Origin of the sequence: Thioalkalivibrio sp. ALE16, assembly GCF_000381305.1 — a bacterium.
Lineage (GTDB): Bacteria > Pseudomonadota > Gammaproteobacteria > Ectothiorhodospirales > Ectothiorhodospiraceae > Thioalkalivibrio.
This window is the reverse complement of sequence record NZ_KB906354.1, coordinates 371,498-387,328: the sequence shown is the minus strand read 5'-3', so window position 1 is coordinate 387,328 and position 15,831 is coordinate 371,498. Positions and strand designations below refer to the sequence as shown.

The following is a 15,831-nucleotide window of genomic DNA, read 5'->3' as shown; positions in this document are numbered from 1 at the left end:
GGGAACCTTACCAGCCTCGCCGCCGGCTTTCAGGATTTCGATGCTGCGAGCATGGCCGCTCGCAGGCGCTCCAGGCGTTCGATCGGGTCGTCCGCCTCCAGCAACTGCTGCTTGATCTCGAGATCGATCGGCAGCAGCTCGGTCAGGCGGGCGGCGACCCAGGTCGAGTCGTCAAAGCGTCGTTCCAGGTGGGACCAGGGCGTCCCCAGCTGGTCCAGCAGGCGCTCCAGCAGGTCCGCCAGCGAGGCATAATCGACCGGGAGGCTCACCTCGGGGTATTCCGGCAGCGACTCCACCTCGCCCAGCCACAGGCCGTCGTCGGCGCGGCGGGGGTTGTGGATCACACGGCGACCCTCGCCCTTCACCAGGATGCCCAGCAGGCCATCCGGCCGCTGATCCCAGTCCACGATGGCCGCCTCGGTCCCCACGCCGTAGAAACCCGCGGAGGGATCGGTCTCGGCCGGGAGCGCCCCGGATTCCGGGGCGGGCTCCGTCGCGACGATCACGAAGCGGCCATCGTCGCGCAGGCAGCGGCGCACCATGTCGAGATAGCGGGTCTCGAAGATGCGCAGCGGCAGCAACCCCTCGGGGAACAGCACCGTGTTCAGCGGAAACAGCGGCAGCGTGGTCATGCATCCTCTCCCGGCAGGACGGCGGCGCCCCAGCGCGGCACCAGGGCATGTTCGACAGCAAGATGATCGAGCACGCGGGCCACCATGAAGTCGATCAGGTCGTCGATGGACTGGGGCCGGTGATAGAAGGCCGGGTTGGCCGGCATCACCACCGCGCCCATGCGCGCCAGACGCAGCATGTTTTCCAGATGGATCTCGGAGAACGGGGTCTCGCGCACCACCAGCAGCAGCCGGCGCCGCTCCTTGAGGACCACGTCGGCGGCGCGCTCGATCAGGCCGCGCGAGGCCCCGGTCGCGATCGCCGATACGGTCGCCGTGGTACAGGGGCAGACCACCATCGCCTCCGGGACGGCGGAGCCGCTGGCCACCGGTGCGGTCCACTGCTCGGCCCCGTAGCAGTGGATCTGGTCCGGGGCCGCGCCGTAGAGCTCGGTGAAGTAGCGCGCGATCTCCACCGGACGGCCCGGCACGTCCAGGTCCGTCTCCAGACCGAGGACGACCTGGGCCGGCTTCGACAGCATCAGATGCACCTGAACCCCGGACTCCACCAGACACCGCAGCAGGCGCAGGCCGTACGGGGCCCCGGAGGCACCGGTCAGGGCCAGAGAGATGCTGCGCGGGCGTTCACTCATGCGGGCGTTCCCTGCAGGGCTTCGATCAGGCGCAGGTGCAGCCCGTCGAAGCCTCCGTTGCTCATGATGACCAGCGTATCGCCGGCGCGCGCCGTGGCAAGAATCCCCTGCAGCAGGGACTCGATATCGCGCGCCACGGACAGCCGCTCGCCGAGTTGCCGCTGCAGCCCCTCGGTGGACCAGTCGATCTCCGGGGCATGGTACAGGTGCACCGCATCGGCCTTTTCCAGCGCGGTGCCCAGGGCCTCCGCGTGCACCCCCATGCGCATGGTATTGGAGCGCGGCTCGAGGATCGCCACCAGGCGCCCACCCGGGGCCACCTGTCCGCGCAGCCCCTCAAGGGTCAGGCGGATCGCGGTGGGGTGATGGGCGAAGTCGTCGATCACCCGGATGCCGTCGATCTCGGCGCGGACTTCCTGGCGCCGCCGCACCCCCCGAAACTCCGGAAGCGCTTCAATCCCTGCGGCCAGGGGCACACCGGCATGGCGCGCCGCGCCCAGGGCGGCCAGGGCATTGGCCAGGTTGTGCCGGCCGCTCATGGACCAGGCGACCCGCCCGATCACGGCGCCATCCGCCAGCACCTCGAACTCCGAGGCATCGGCCTTCAGCGGGCGCGCGGCCAGCGCGGCGGACGCCCCCGAATCGGGATGGGTGCTCAGGTACTCCACCGGGGTCCAGCAGCCCATCTCCAGCACCCGTTCCAGCGCGGCATCGCCGGCCGGCAGCAGGATGCGCCCCTGGCCCGGCACGGTGCGCACCAGATGATGGAACTGCCGCTCGATCGCAGCCAGATCCGGATAGATGTCGGCGTGATCGAATTCGAGATTGTTCAGCACCAGGGTCCGCGGGCGGTAGTGGACAAACTTGGCGCGCTTGTCGAAGAAGGCGCTGTCGTACTCGTCCGCCTCGATCACGAAGAACGGCGCATCCCCCAGGCGCGCGCTGACCCCGAAATTGCCCGGCACCCCGCCGATCAGAAAACCCGGGGCCATGCCGGCGTATTCCAGAATCCAGGCCAGCAGGCTGGCGGTGGTGGTCTTGCCGTGGGTACCGGCCACCGCCAGCACCCAGCGGTCGCGCAGCAGGTGTTCGGCCAGCCACTGCGGCCCCGAGGTGTAGTCCATCCCGCGCTCCAGCAGCGCCTCGACCACGGGCATGCCCCGCCGCATCACATTGCCGACCACCACCGGGCCGCGGTCGGGCAGCGTGTCCGGATCATGGCCCTCGTGCCAGGTGATCCCCGCCTGCGCCAGCTGGTCACTCATGGGCGGATACAGCTTCTGGTCGGAGCCGGTGACGGTGTAGCCACGGGCCCGGGCGAGCTGGGCGAGCCCGCCCATGAAGGTCCCGCCGATGCCCAGGATGTGCAGGTGCCCGGCGCTCACTGGAACAGCCCGATCGCGGTCTGGGTGAGCACACTGGAGATCACGATGTAGCCCAGCGCAATGAGCATACCCACCAGTCGCATGCCCAGCCCCAGCGCCTGCTGCAGGATGTGGCCGAACACCAGCAGCAGCCAGGCGAAGAGCACCAGCATCCCGAGCACGACGCCGGTGGCCACGTCCTCGGGTTCGCGCGCCGGATCGGGGCCGCCCGCCAGCAGCATCAGCAGCGCCATCAACAGCCCCAGCACCGCGCCCGTGCCTGCCATGGCGGTAAAGGTCTGGCGCCAGCGGTCCGGCACCCCGCGCAGATTGAGCACGATGACGACAAAGGCGTACAGGACCACCAGGTCCATCACGTTCAGCGCCAGCGCCTGGCCGAAGCCGTACAGCGGGATGCCGATCACCATCCCGGCGATCAGCGCGATGCCGACCCAGAAGATCAGCGTGCCGTTGTCCGCCGGCAGGTCCTGCGGCCCGCTGTGCAGGCGCAGGATGTTCAGCATCGGGGTCAGACCGTTCAACGCCCCTGCTCCTCGGCCTCCATGGCCTCCAGCGCCTCGAGTTCTTCCAGCTCGTCCAGCATGGCACCGGCCTCTTCGTCCCCCATGCCGCCGCGCACCAGGAAGTCGCGGCGCTGCAGGTAGCCCTGGCGCATCGCGATATAGGGGTCATCGGACAACTGCGCCAGCATGCGCTCGGTGGAGATCAGACCGGCGCGCATGTCGACCACGTCCAGCGCGATCAGGCCGATCCACCACCCCGTGTGATCGTCGCGCAGGTTAGTGTGATAGAGCGGGCTGGTGTAGCCATCCACCAGCCGCGCCGGGGCATCCCGCGCCGTGCTCGGTCCGAGGAAGGGCAGTTGCAGGTAGGGGCCACGGGCCACGCCCCAGGCGCCCAGAGTCTGGCCGAAGTCCTCGTTGTTCTTGTCCAGCCCCATCGGCGACGCCACGTCGATTAGTCCGAACAGCCCGAAGGTCGTGTTGAACATGATGCGCCCGGTGTCCGACGCGGCATTCTCCAGGTTGCCCTGCAACAGGTTGTTGAACAGGACCGTGAAGTCGTTGAGATTGGAAAAGAAGTTGCCAACCCCGGTCTGCACCGGCTGCGGCAGACGCCGGTACTGCACCGCCGCGGGCCGCAGCAGGGACTCGTCGAAGTCCTGGTTGAACTCGAACACGGCGCGGTTGTAGGACTCCCAGGGATCATCCGGGTGACGGTCCTCGCTGGGCACCGTGGCGCAGCCGGTCAGGCCAAGAAACATCAGGGCCAGCAGGCCCGGTCGCAAGCGGGAGACAATGGACATGTAATTCCTTTCTTTCGAACCGGCGCCGCACCGGTGTCGCAGGGACCGCGCCGGCACGAAGCCGTTCCGCGCAGGCCGGTACCGGATCGCCCTCAGGATCCGGCAATCGGATGGATATCCGCCTTGCGCGCGAGCCCGACCTGGCCGCGACCCTGATCCTTGGCGTGGTAGCAGGCCCGGTCGGCGGCGACGAACGCCTCGTCCACCCCGGGGATATCGGGCCCCAGCTCGACCACGCCCACCGATGCGCCAATGGTGACGTCACGTGCTTCCACCTGCAACGGCCGGTCACCGAGGGCCGAGCAGATGCGCTGACCAAGAATACGCCCATACTCGGCGTTGGTGTCACGGGCAATGATCGCAAATTCGTCGCCCCCGATCCGCGCCACGGCATCATGGCCGCGGGTCAACTGGCGCAGGACATGGGCCACCTGACGCAGCAGGTCGTCGCCCACGCGGTGTCCATGACGGTCGTTGACCTCCTTGAAGTAGTCGAGGTCCACCAGCAACAGGCTGGCCACCGCGCGATTCTCGCGGGCCGCGTGCATCGCGATCTCCAGTTCGCGCTCGAAGGCGCGCCGGTTCAGCAGGCCGGTCAGGCCATCGTGGCTGGCCTCGTGCACCAGGCGGTCGACCAGCCGGCGCTCCTCGGACACGTCCGTCAGCACCAGCAAGGTACGGACCGAACTGCCGGCGACCGGATCCAGGGCCGTGCGGGCGATGCGCACGATCAGTTCATGCCCGTCGCGCCGGACCAGGCGCGCATCCGAGCGTTCTCCCAGGGCCTGGTCGAGCCGTTCGCCCCGGGCATTGTCCGGTAACAGCGGGCGGCCCGTCCCGAGCTCGCGCAGGTCGAGGAGCTGGTCCAGCGAGCAGCCCAGGACCTGATCGCGGGTCAGTCCGGCCAGATCCCGGGCCGCCGGGTTCACGTAGGAGATGCCGCCATGCGCATCGAGGGTGATCACTGCATCGGGGATCGCGTCCATGCTGCGTTCCAGGTTGTGCCCGGAGCGCCGCACCCGGGCATGGACCCGGGACACATACAGCAGTGCCACCAGCGCAACCGCCGCCAGCACCGACACCAGCCACAGGAGATGGCCGCGCAGCCAGGCCAGGACATCAAACGGCTGCGGGGCGTACAGACCCACCCCCAGTTCGTACATCAGGCCGTGCACGTCCTCGTAGGAACGCGGCGCGGCCCAGCCCCCGATACCGGCCGCCCGACTGGCCGGATGCCCCTCGTCCAGCGAGAGGGTCGCCAGCAGGATCGCGTGGGCGAGCCCGGCGTCCAGGTCACCGCGCATGGCCAGCGGCCACTCGGGATACAGTCGCGTGCTGGCGCGGTAGGTGAACGAGGGAAAGGCGCGTTCGCCGACCACACGGACCTGGTCCACCCGCGGATCCCCGCGGGCTGCGAGATCTTCCAGGATGCCGGTGCGAAAGGTCGCGGCATCGACCTCGCCCTGCAGCACCCAGTCGAGCCCGCGACCGACCGGGAAGCCGGTGAACACCAGCGCCGCCAGGTCGCTTTCGACATCCAGACCGGCCGCCTGCAGCTCGCGCCAGGTCATCCACCAGCCCCCGAAGGCATCGGGGTGCACGGCCGACAGTCGCTGCCCCCGCAGGTCGTCCAGCTCTACCAGGTCCTCACGATCGGCCCGCGTGATCACCACCGCGCCGAAACGATCCTCGTCACGGCCGACCTGGCGCGGCTGCATGGTGGCGATGCGGGAGATGCCGTGCTGCTGCTCCAGCATCACGTAGGAGCCGCTGTTGGTCAGAACCAGGTCAAAGCGACCTTCCGCTACCGCCGCCTGCAGCCCATCGTTGTCCACGGGTTCAAGTTCGAAGGACGCGCCGTCCACCTGCTCCGACAGGTACTCGGCGAACGGGGTCCAGCGGCTGCGCGCGACCTCGTCCCCGCGGTGCGCGAGGATCCCCAGCACCAGCCGCTGTTCGGCGGGGGCGTCGGCGTCGCCCGCTCCCGCGGCCGGCAGCGCACCGGGCATCCACCACCCGAGCAGCACAAGAAGCAGCAGGCCCGCCCCTCCCAGCCCCCACGCCACGCCGGTGCGCCCTGCCAGGGTACATCGGGACCGCGGAGGCTGGTGGTCGTGGTCCGTCATCTCATGTGGGCTTCCGGTTGCGGCTGGCGGCGATGCGCAGGCGCAGTGAGTTCAGGCGAATGAAGCCCTCGGCGTCCTTCTGGTCGTAGGCGCCGGCATCGTCCTCGAAGGTGGCGATGGCGTCGTCGAACAGGGTGTCCTCGGAGCGGCGGCCGGCGACGATCACGTTGCCCTTGTACAGGCGCAGGCGCACCTCGCCGTTGACCACGCCCTGGGTGTCGTCGATCGCGGCCTGCAGCATGCGCCGCTCGGGGCTCCACCAGTAGCCGTTGTAGATCAGGCTGGCGTAGCGCGGCATCAGCTCGTCCTTCAGGTGCGCGGCCTCGCGGTCCAGGGTGATCGACTCCAGCGCACGGCGCGCCTTGAGCAGGATGGTGCCGCCCGGGGTCTCGTAGCAGCCACGCGACTTCATGCCGACATAGCGATTCTCGACAATATCCAGACGGCCAACACCGTGGGCCCCGCCACGCTCGTTCAGCTTCGCGAGCAGTTCCGCCGCACTCAGGCGCTCGCCATTGATCGAGACCGGGTCGCCCTTCTCGAAGCCGATGGTCAGCGTCTCGGATGCATCCGGCGCCGCCTCCGGGGAGACCGACCAGCGCCACATGTCCTCCTCGGCCTCGGTCCACGGGTCTTCCAGCGGCCCGCCCTCGTAGGAGATGTGCAGCAGGTTGGCATCCATCGAGTACGGCGACTTCGTGCCCTTCTTGGCATAGTCCACAGGGATACTGTGCTGCTCGGCATAGGCCATCAGGCGCTCGCGCGAATTCAGGTCCCACTCGCGCCAGGGGGCGATCACCTGGATGCCCGGCTTCAGCGCATAGGCCCCGAGTTCGAAGCGGACCTGGTCGTTGCCCTTGCCGGTGGCGCCGTGGGCGATGGCGTCGGCCCCGGTCTCCTCGGCGATCTCCACCATCCGGCGCGCGATCAGCGGCCGCGCAATCGAGGTGCCCAGCAGATACTCGCCCTCGTAGATGGTGTTCGCGCGGAACATCGGGAACACGTAGTCGCGCACGAAGGTCTCGCGCAGGTCCTCGATGTAGATCTGCTTGACCCCCAGGGCCTCGGCCTTGGCGCGGGCCGGCTCGACCTCCTCGCCCTGGCCCAGGTCGGCGGTGAAGGTGATCACCTCGCAGCCATAGGTCTCTTCCAGCCACTTGAGGATGACCGAGGTATCCAGACCGCCGGAATAGGCGAGGACGACGCGATTGATCGAGGAGCTCATAAAAATGCCAATCCTTGTCTTAACGTGAAGATATAGTCGTTTTGGTGAACGGCGTCACTACCAAGCCGGGGTACCGGAGGGCGCCGACGGCGCGGATACCGGGCGTTCGACCGGTGCTGGGGCCGCCTCCGCCGACGGCCCCTCCAGGCCCTGGCCCGGCTCCTGGGGCGCGCGATCTCGATCCAGCCACCAGATATCGCTGCGCCGCGACGCCGGGCGGGCACCCTCGGCGGCCGGATCCACACCGGCCGCTTCGATCTCGATTCCCCGGGCCGGCACACCCGCTTCCACCAGGGCGTCCCGCACGGCCTCGGCCCGGCTGCGGCTAAGGCGACGGTTGAGCGCCAGCGGCCCCGTGGCATCGGCCCAGCCCACGACCCGAACCCGGGGATCCTCTTCCGCCGCCAGGGCACGCGCGGCCGCCTCCAGCTCCGCGCGTGCCTCGGCATCCAGACGATCACTGGCGGTCTCGAAGTAGACGCGCCAGCGATCCAGCGCAGCCATTTCGGGGGCGGCGGCCGGGTCGGCCTGCCCCGCGCGGCAGGCGCGAAAGTCCTGTGCGCGCAGGGCAAACCGGATGCCGCGGAAGTGGACCGAGCCGTCACCATCGGGAAAATCGATACGGACGTCGTGCCCCGCCAGCAAGCGTGCCTTCAGGGGCTGGACCATGCCCTGGGGGACCCGGAACAGCCGGGCCCCCCGGGCCTGCAGACGCAGATCCAGCGGGGCATGTGTGGCCGGCCGCAGCCATTCCGGAGCACCCGTGCGCAGACGCGGCGCGGCATCCTCCGGCATCGCATACGGGGCCTGCCAGAAGGCCGCGGTCACCAGCCCGGGGCGCTGATCGAGACGCAGCACCCCTCCGTGGCGCACGGTCTGCTCGATACGACAGGTGGCATCGTCCTCGACGAGTTGCCAGTCACTGCGCTCCAGCGGATCGCTGTAGGGTTCGGCGCCGGCCGTCGCCACGCCGACACCCAGCACCAGGATCGGGAGTGCGCGACGCAGCCACTGGCTCGGGCCGGCCATGAAGGTCTAGCGCTTCTTCGGCGGCAGGATGTCGGTGATCGAGCCGTGCGCGACCTCGGCGGCAAAGGCCACGGTCTCGCTGAGCGTCGGGTGCGGGTGCACGGTCAGGCCGATGTCCTCGGCCTCGGCGCCCATCTCCAGCGCCAGCATCGCTTCGCCGATCAGGTCGCCGGCGGACGGGCCCACGATGCCGGCTCCGATCACGCGGCCATCCGCGTCGAACAGCAGTTTGGTCAGGCCGTCCTCGGCGCCCAGCGCGATCGCGCGACCGGAGGCGGCCCAGGGGAACACGCCCTTGGTGTATTCGATGCCGTCGGCCTTCGCCTGTTCCTCGGTCACGCCCATCCAGGCGACCTCGGGGTGGGTATAGGCAACGGACGGGATCGCGCGCGCGTCGAAGTGCACCTTGTGCCCGGCGATCACCTCGGCCGCGACCTTGCCCTCGTGGGTGGCCTTGTGCGCCAGCATCGGCTGGCCGACCACGTCACCGATGGCGAAGATGTGCTCGACATTGGTGCGCTGCTGGCTGTCGACCTCGATAAAGCCGCGGTCGGTTACCTGCACGCCCGCCGCCTCGGCCTTGATCTTCGCACCGTTCGGGCTGCGCCCCACGGCGACCAGCACGCGGTCGAAGGTATCCTCTTCCGGCAGGCCCTTGGCCTCGCCCTCGAACTGGCAGACGATGCCGGCCTTGGTGGCCTTGGCCTCGGTCACCTTGCTCTTGAGGAAGATGTTCTCGAAACGCTTCTTCGCGCGCTTCTCGAACGGACGCACGATGTCGCGATCCGCCCCCGGCATCAGGGTGTCGGACAGCTCGACCACAGTCACCTTGGTTCCCAGCGCCTCGTACACGCAGGCCATCTCCAGACCAATGATGCCGCCGCCGACCACCAGCATGCGTTTGGGGATCTCCGCGAGATCGAGGGCATCGGTGGAGTCCATCACCCGCTCGTCGTCCCAGGGGAAGCCGGGCAGCTTGATCGCCTGTGAACCGACCGCGATGATCGCGTGCTCGAAGCCGATCACCTCGCGGCCGTCATCGCCCTCCACGGCGATGCTGTTGGCGCCGACAAACTCGCCCGTGCCCTGCACCACGCGCACCTTGCGCTGCTTGCACAGCTGCTTGAGCCCGCCGGTCAGCTTCTTGACCGCGTTGCCCTTGTAGCCACGCAGCCCGTCGAGGTCGATCTCCGGTTCGCCGAACTTGATGCCCAGCGCGGCAAAGCGCTCGGCCTCGTGCAGCACCTCGCCGGCATGCAGCAGCGCCTTGGACGGGATACAGCCAACGTTCAGGCAGACCCCACCGATCTGCGGGTAGCGCTCGACCATGACCACGTCCAGCCCCAGATCCGCCGCGCGGAAGGCGGCGGTGTAACCGCCGGGGCCGGAGCCCAGCACCAGCACCTGGCACTGGCTGTCGGTGTTCGGGTCAGCGGCCGCCTTGGGTGCGGCCTTCTGCGACTCGCTCGCGGCGCCCGATTCCGCCTTGGCGGATTCGGCCTTGTCGCCACCGGCTGCGGGGGCGTCCTCGCTTCCGCTCGCGGCCTCGCCACTGGCCTCAAGATCCAGGAGCTTGCTGCCCTTGGAGACCTTGTCGCCGACCTTCACATGCATCTTCTTGACCGTACCGGCCTCGGGGGCGGGTACGTCGATGGTCGCCTTGTCGGACTCCAGCGTGATCAGCGGGTCCTCCGGTGCGATCTCGCTGCCCGGCTGTACCAGGACCTCGATGATCTCGACGTCCTTGAAATCCCCGATATCCGGGACCTCGATGGTCTTGGTCTGGCTCATCCAGTCACTCCGGTTGCGATTACAGAAGCATGCGGCGCATGTCGGACAGCAATGCGCTCAGCGTGGTGGCGAAGCGGGCGCCCAGGGCGCCGTCGATCACCCGGTGATCGTACGACAGCGCCAGCGGCAGGATCAGGCGCGGCTCGAACTCCTTGCCATTCCACACCGGCTTCATGCTGGAGCGCGACACACCGAGGATCGCCACCTCGGGGGCGTTCACGATCGGAGTGAACTGGGTGCCGCCGATCCCGCCGAGGCTGGAGATGGTCAGGCAGCCGCCCTGCATGTCCGCGGGCTTGAGCTTCTTGTCGCGGGCGCGCTGGGACAGGTCCATCAGCTCAGCGGCGATGTCGACCAGGCTCTTGCGGTCGACGTCGCGCACCACCGGGACGACCAGGCCGTCCGGCGTATCCACCGCGATGCCGAGGTTGTAGTACTGCTTCAGGATCAGGTTCTCGCCGGTCGCATCCAGCGAGGCATTGAAGCGCGGGTACTGCTTGAGCGCGGAGACCACCGCCTTCATCAAAAACGGCAGGAAGGTGACCTTCACGCCCTTCTTCTCGTACTCCGCCTTCAGCGACTTGCGGAAGTCCTCGAGCTCGGTGATGTCGGCCTCGTCGAACTGGGTCACGTGCGGGACGGTGACCCAGTTGCGGTGCAGGTTCTTGCCGGTGAGCTTGTTGATCTTCGACAGCGGCTGGGTCTCGATCGGGCCGAACTCGGAGAAGTCGATCTCCGGCATCGGCTCGACCCCCAGGCCGCCGCCGGCACCCTGACTCAGCGCGCGCTTGACGAAGCCCTGCACGTCCTCGCGCAGGATGCGCCCCTTGCGCCCGGAACCCTCGACCTTGCTCAGGTCCACGCCCAGCTCGCGCGCGAACTTGCGCACCACCGGCGAGGCATGGGCCTTGCGGAAGGCCGACTCGTCACGGATGTGTTCGGTCGGCGACGGCCGCGGATCGGCCCGGTCGGCGGCCTTCGGGGCAGGCTGCGGCTTCTCGGCCTCGGGGGCCGGCTCGGCCGGGGCCTCCGCGGAAGACGGCGCTTCCTGCTTCGGTGCCTCGTCCTTGGCGGAGGTGTCCTCGGCGGCACCCTCGTCGGAGGGCTCCAGTTCCAGGATCGGGTCGCCCTGGTTCACGCGGTCGCCGGCCTTTACCTTCAGCGCCTTCACGGTGCCGCCCTGCGGGGCGGGGATCTCGATGGAGGCCTTGTCGGATTCCAGCGTGATCAGCGGGTCCTCGGGGGAAACGGTGTCCCCCGGGCTGACGATGACCTCGATGATCTCGACGTCCTTGAAGTCGCCGATATCCGGGACGTGCACAGTAGTCGTGTTGCTCATGTCTGCTCCTGCCTCGGGTCCGGCGGCCTCAGGCCTGCAACGGGTTGGGCCGTTCGACGTCGATCTTGTACTTCTTGATCGCGTCGGCCACGGTCTTGACCTCGACGGTCCCGGCATCGGCCAGGGCCTTCAGGGCCGTGACCGCGATGTGGTAGCGATCCACCTCGAAGTGGCGGCGCAGCGCGGCGCGGGTATCCGAACGGCCGAAGCCGTCGGTCCCCAGCACACGGTAGTCGGCCGGCACAAAGGCACGGATCTGGTCGGCATAGGCCTGCACGTAGTCGGTCGCGGCGACCACCGGCGCATCCGAATCACCCAGGCATTCCTCCACCCAGGATGTGCGCGGTTTGGCGTCAGGGTGCAGGCGCGCATGGCGCTCGGCATCGCGGCCGTCGCGGGCCAGTTCGTTGAAGCTGGTCGCGCTCCAGACCTCGGCGGCCACGCCGAAGTCCTGGTCCAGCAGTTCGGCGGCGGCAATGGCCTCGCGCAGGATGGTACCGGAGCCCAGCAGGCGCACCTTCTTTTTCTTGCGCCCGCCGGCCTGCAGCCGGTACAGGCCGCGGCGGATGCCTTCCTCGGCGCCCTTCGGCATGGCCGGCTGCGGGTAGTTCTCGTTCATCACGGTGATGTAGTAGAAGACGCTTTGCTGCTCCGCGTACATACGGCGCATGCCGTCCTGAACGATCACCGCCAGCTCAAAGGCGAAGGTCGGGTCGTAGGCGATGCAGTTGGGCACGTTGGCGGCCATCATCAGGCTGTGGCCGTCGTCATGCTGCAGGCCCTCGCCGGCCAGCGTGGTGCGCCCGGCGGTCGCCCCCATCAGGAAGCCGCGGGCACGCATGTCGCCGGCGGCCCAGATCAGGTCGCCAACGCGCTGGAAGCCGAACATCGAATAGAAGATGTAGAACGGCACCATCGCCACGCCATGCGTGGAATAGGACGTGGCCGCCGCGATCCAGGAGGACATGGAGCCGGCCTCGTTGATCCCCTCTTCCAGGATCTGGCCCTTCTTGTCCTCCTTGTAATACATCACCTGGTCCTTGTCCTGCGGCTCGTAGAGCTGGCCGACCGAGGAGTAGATCCCCAGCTGACGGAACAGCCCTTCCATGCCGAAGGTGCGCGCCTCGTCGGGCACGATCGGGACGATGTTCTTGCCGATCTTCTTGTCGCGCGCGAGCAGGGTCAGCAGACGCACGAAGGCCATGGTGGTGGACATCTCGCGCTCGCCGGAGGCCTCCAGCAGACCATTGAAGGCATCCAGCCCCGGGATCTCCAGCGGGGTGGCCAGCGGGCGGCGCACCGGCAGGTAGCCGCCGAGGTCCTTGCGCCGCTCGTGCATGTACTTCATCTCGTCGGAGTCGGGGTCCGGCTTGATGTACTCGGCCTTCTCCACCTGCTCGTCCGACAGCGGGATATTGAAGCGGTCGCGGAACTGCTTCATGTCGTCCGCGTCCATCTTCTTCTGGCTGTGGGTGCGGTTCTGCGCCTCGCCCGCCGCGCCCATGCCGTAACCCTTCACCGTGTGCGCGAGGATCACGGTCGGCTGGCCCTTGTGCTCGGCCGCCGCCTTGTAGGCCGCATAGACCTTGACCGGGTCATGGCCACCGCGATTCAGGCGCCAGATGTCCTCGTCGGACATGTTGGCCACCATGCGCTTGAGCTCGGGGTACTTGCCGAAGAAGTGCTCGCGCACGTAGGCGCCGTCGCGCGACTTGTAGTTCTGGTAGTCGCCGTCGACCGCCTCCATCATGCGTTTCTGCAGCAACCCGTCGGTATCCTTGGCCAGCAGCGGGTCCCAGTAGCGACCCCACAGCACCTTGACCACGTTCCAGCCGGCACCGCGGAAGATCGCCTCCAGCTCCTGCACGATCTTGCCATTGCCACGCACCGGGCCGTCCAGACGTTGCAGGTTGCAGTTCACCACCCAGGTCAGGTTGTCCAGCTTCTCGCGCGAGGCCAGCGTGATCGCGCCCAGGGTCTCCGGCTCGTCCACCTCGCCGTCGCCGACAAAGCTCCAGACGCGACGGTTCTCGGTCTGCGCCAGGCCGCGATCCTGCAGATAGCGCATGAAACGCGCCTGGTAGATGCTCATGATCGGGCCCAGGCCCATGGACACGGTCGGGAACTGCCAGAAGTCCGGCATCAGCCACGGATGCGGGTAGGAGGACAGGCCCTTGCCATCGACCTCGCGACGGAAGTGGTCCAGCTGCTCCTCGCTCAGGCGGCCCTCCATGAACGCGCGGGCGTAGATCCCCGGCGAGGAATGCCCCTGGGCAAACAGCAGGTCGCCACCATGATCGTGCGACGGGGCATGCCAGAAGTGGTTGAAGCCGACGTCGTACAGCGTCGCGGCGGAGGCGAAGGTCGCGATATGCCCACCCAGTTCGGACGATGCACGATTGGCCTTGACCACCATCGCCATCGCGTTCCAGCGGATATAGGAACGGATGCGATGCTCCACCGCGCCATCCCCCGGATACTCGGGTTCCAGGTGCGTGGGGATGGTGTTCACATAGGCGGTATTGGCGGAGTACGGCAGGTAGGCCCCGCTGCGGCGCGCCTTGTCGACCAGGCGCTCGAGGAGGGCATGCGCCCGCTCGGGGCCATCCGTCTCCAGCACGGAGGCCAGAGCGTCGATCCACTCTTGGGTCTCTTGCGGGTCGATATCGTGTTCGGTCGCGTTCGGGTCCATGCTCTACCCCTGAAAACGGGTTGGGAATCGGGTTGCCACGACGGGGCCGGACCACCGGGCGGTCGGGCATTTGCTACCATGCGCCGGTGTCGGGCGGGCATAAAAGGCGCAAGTATCCCGACTGTGCCACCAACAGGTCAAGCGAAAGCCTTCTATGGCGCCGAACGTCGGCAAAATATGCGGAAAAATCCGCAAACACCGCGAAAGCCTTCCGATGCGCCCGTAACGACTCCAAAACCCGCGAAACACCCCCATCGAGATCGAGCAAAACCATGGCCGAACCCGTCCAGCTGGACCCGCAGCACCGCCCAATGGCGAACCGTTTCCGCGGCTTTTTGCCGGTGGTGGTGGACGTGGAGACGGGGGGCTTCGACTGCCGCCGCCATGCGCTCCTGCAAGTGGCCGCGGTGTTTCTGCGCCGGGACGAGCAGGACCACCTGGTGCGCGATCGCACGGTGAGTCTGCATGTGCGTCCCTATGAAGGCTCGGAGATGGACCCGAAGTCCCTGGAAGTGAACGGCATCGACCCGTACCACCCGCTGCGGGCCGCCTGGCCGGAGGATCAGGCGATGGGGAAGCTGTTCAGCGAGGTCCGCCGTGAAGTGAAGGTCAACCACTGCAAGCGCGCGATCCTGGTCGGACACAATGCGCACTTCGACCTTGGCTTCGTGCATACCGCGGCCGAACGCTGCGGGATCAAGCGTAACCCGTTCCACCCGTTCAGCAGCCTGGACACGGTGTCGCTCTCGGCACTGGCCTTTGGGCAGACGGTGCTGGCACGTGCGGCCGACGCCGCGGGGATTGGTTGGGATACCGAGTCCGCCCACAGCGCCGCGTTCGACGCGGAAAAGACGGCGGACATCTTCTGCCAGATCGCCAACCGCTGGCAGGACGGGATCGGCGTGCCGCAGCCAGCACTACGCCTGCCCGACCCGGAAGAACTTCCGCCCGGGAGCTGACACACAACACACGCCCTGCGACCCCTCGCAGATCGCCACGGCGCTGCGCGCCTCGCGATGACCCAACCCTCAGCCCCGTCATTGCGAACCCCGCAGGGGTGAAGCAATCTCCCACCGTCGGCACCGCTCGGGGCGCGTCGATGCTTCGGGAGATCGCCACGCCCCTGCGGGGCTCGCGATGACCAACCCTCTCCAGTCATTGCGAACTCCGCAGGGGTGACGCAATCTCCCGGACACGGCCACGACGGCGGGAATCCGGGGGCACATCAGGAGATCACCACGATCCCTTGCTGGGCCTCGCGGATGACGGTTTTGGTTGGGCGGCAGCCCCTAGGGCTGCCGCCCACCTCCATGCTTTAACTCGCGGCGCGCTTGGCGTGGGCCTCGTCGACCATCTTCTTCAGCTCGCCACTCTCGAACATCTCGAGGGTGATATCGCAGCCGCCGATCAGCTCGCCGTCGATGTAGACCTGCGGGAAGGTCGGCCAGTCGGCGAAGCGCGGCAGATTCTGCATGACCTCCTGGTCCGCGATCACGTTCACGTAGCCGAATTCCTGGTCGCAGCGCTTCAGCGCCTCCACTGCACGGCTGGAGAAGCCGCACATGGGGAACTGCGGGGTGCCCTTCATGAAGATCACCACCGGGTTGTCTTCCACCTGCTGGCGGATACGATCCATTACGTCCATTACTGTACTCCGAGATTGGGTGCCGAACG

13 protein-coding genes are annotated in these 15,831 nt (G+C 67.8%); 1 reads left to right on the top strand and 12 read right to left on the bottom strand.

Going from position 1 to position 15,831, the window contains the following annotated elements:
• Positions 1-29: 29 nt before the first annotated feature.
• From F627_RS0101870 to aceE, 11 genes are all read right to left on the bottom strand, one after another.
• The gene (locus F627_RS0101870) at positions 30-632 is read right to left on the bottom strand and encodes an LON peptidase substrate-binding domain-containing protein (protein WP_018865832.1); all 603 of its coding nucleotides are present in this window, start codon (positions 630-632) and stop codon (positions 30-32) included.
• Positions 629-1,264 carry a flavin prenyltransferase UbiX gene (locus tag F627_RS0101865; RefSeq protein ID WP_019583101.1) on the bottom strand — a complete coding sequence of 212 codons (636 nt, stop codon included), beginning with the start codon at positions 1,262-1,264 and terminating at the stop codon, positions 629-631. The genes F627_RS0101870 and F627_RS0101865 overlap by 4 nt, the downstream gene beginning before the upstream one ends.
• Positions 1,261-2,649, bottom strand: coding sequence for a UDP-N-acetylmuramate:L-alanyl-gamma-D-glutamyl-meso-diaminopimelate ligase (mpl, locus tag F627_RS0101860; protein ID WP_019583100.1), 1,389 nt, complete (start codon positions 2,647-2,649; stop codon positions 1,261-1,263). The genes F627_RS0101865 and mpl overlap by 4 nt, the downstream gene beginning before the upstream one ends.
• Positions 2,646-3,170: a hypothetical protein gene (locus F627_RS0101855; RefSeq protein WP_018876050.1), complete on the bottom strand. Its 525-nt coding sequence runs from the start codon at positions 3,168-3,170 to the stop codon at positions 2,646-2,648. The genes mpl and F627_RS0101855 overlap by 4 nt, the downstream gene beginning before the upstream one ends.
• Entirely contained in the window at positions 3,167-3,955 is a 789-nt protein-coding gene (locus tag F627_RS0101850; RefSeq protein ID WP_018876049.1) for a VacJ family lipoprotein, read from the bottom strand. The genes F627_RS0101855 and F627_RS0101850 overlap by 4 nt, the downstream gene beginning before the upstream one ends.
• A gap of 92 nt (positions 3,956-4,047) precedes the next feature.
• Complete coding sequence (locus F627_RS0101845; protein WP_042835144.1) at positions 4,048-5,964, bottom strand: diguanylate cyclase; 1,917 nt, start codon at positions 5,962-5,964, stop codon at positions 4,048-4,050.
• Positions 5,965-6,082: 118 nt separating this feature from the next.
• Entirely contained in the window at positions 6,083-7,306 is a 1,224-nt protein-coding gene (locus F627_RS0101840) for an argininosuccinate synthase (RefSeq protein ID WP_019583098.1), read from the bottom strand.
• Positions 7,307-7,363: 57 nt separating this feature from the next.
• Positions 7,364-8,335, bottom strand: a complete 972-nt coding sequence (locus F627_RS0101835) for an OmpA family protein (RefSeq protein WP_019558456.1) — start codon at positions 8,333-8,335, stop codon at positions 7,364-7,366.
• Positions 8,336-8,341: 6 nt separating this feature from the next.
• On the bottom strand, positions 8,342-10,126 hold the full coding sequence (gene lpdA, locus F627_RS0101830) for a dihydrolipoyl dehydrogenase (protein WP_019583097.1): 1,785 nt from the start codon (positions 10,124-10,126) through the stop codon (positions 8,342-8,344).
• 19 nt (positions 10,127-10,145) lie between these two features.
• Positions 10,146-11,582, bottom strand: coding sequence for a dihydrolipoyllysine-residue acetyltransferase (gene aceF, locus F627_RS0101825; protein ID WP_081630702.1), 1,437 nt, complete (start codon positions 11,580-11,582; stop codon positions 10,146-10,148).
• Positions 11,494-14,157, bottom strand: coding sequence for a pyruvate dehydrogenase (acetyl-transferring), homodimeric type (gene aceE / locus F627_RS0101820; RefSeq protein WP_019583095.1), 2,664 nt, complete (start codon positions 14,155-14,157; stop codon positions 11,494-11,496). The genes aceF and aceE overlap by 89 nt, the downstream gene beginning before the upstream one ends.
• 272 nt (positions 14,158-14,429) lie before the next feature.
• On the opposite strand from aceE, the gene rnt reads away from it, so the two are divergent.
• Positions 14,430-15,116, top strand: coding sequence for a ribonuclease T (gene rnt, locus F627_RS0101815; RefSeq protein ID WP_017940668.1), 687 nt, complete (start codon positions 14,430-14,432; stop codon positions 15,114-15,116).
• A gap of 356 nt (positions 15,117-15,472) precedes the next feature.
• Here rnt and grxD read toward each other — a convergent pair whose 3' ends face one another.
• Complete coding sequence (grxD, locus tag F627_RS0101810) at positions 15,473-15,802, bottom strand: Grx4 family monothiol glutaredoxin (protein ID WP_017940669.1); 330 nt, start codon at positions 15,800-15,802, stop codon at positions 15,473-15,475.
• Positions 15,803-15,831: the final 29 nt, after the last annotated feature.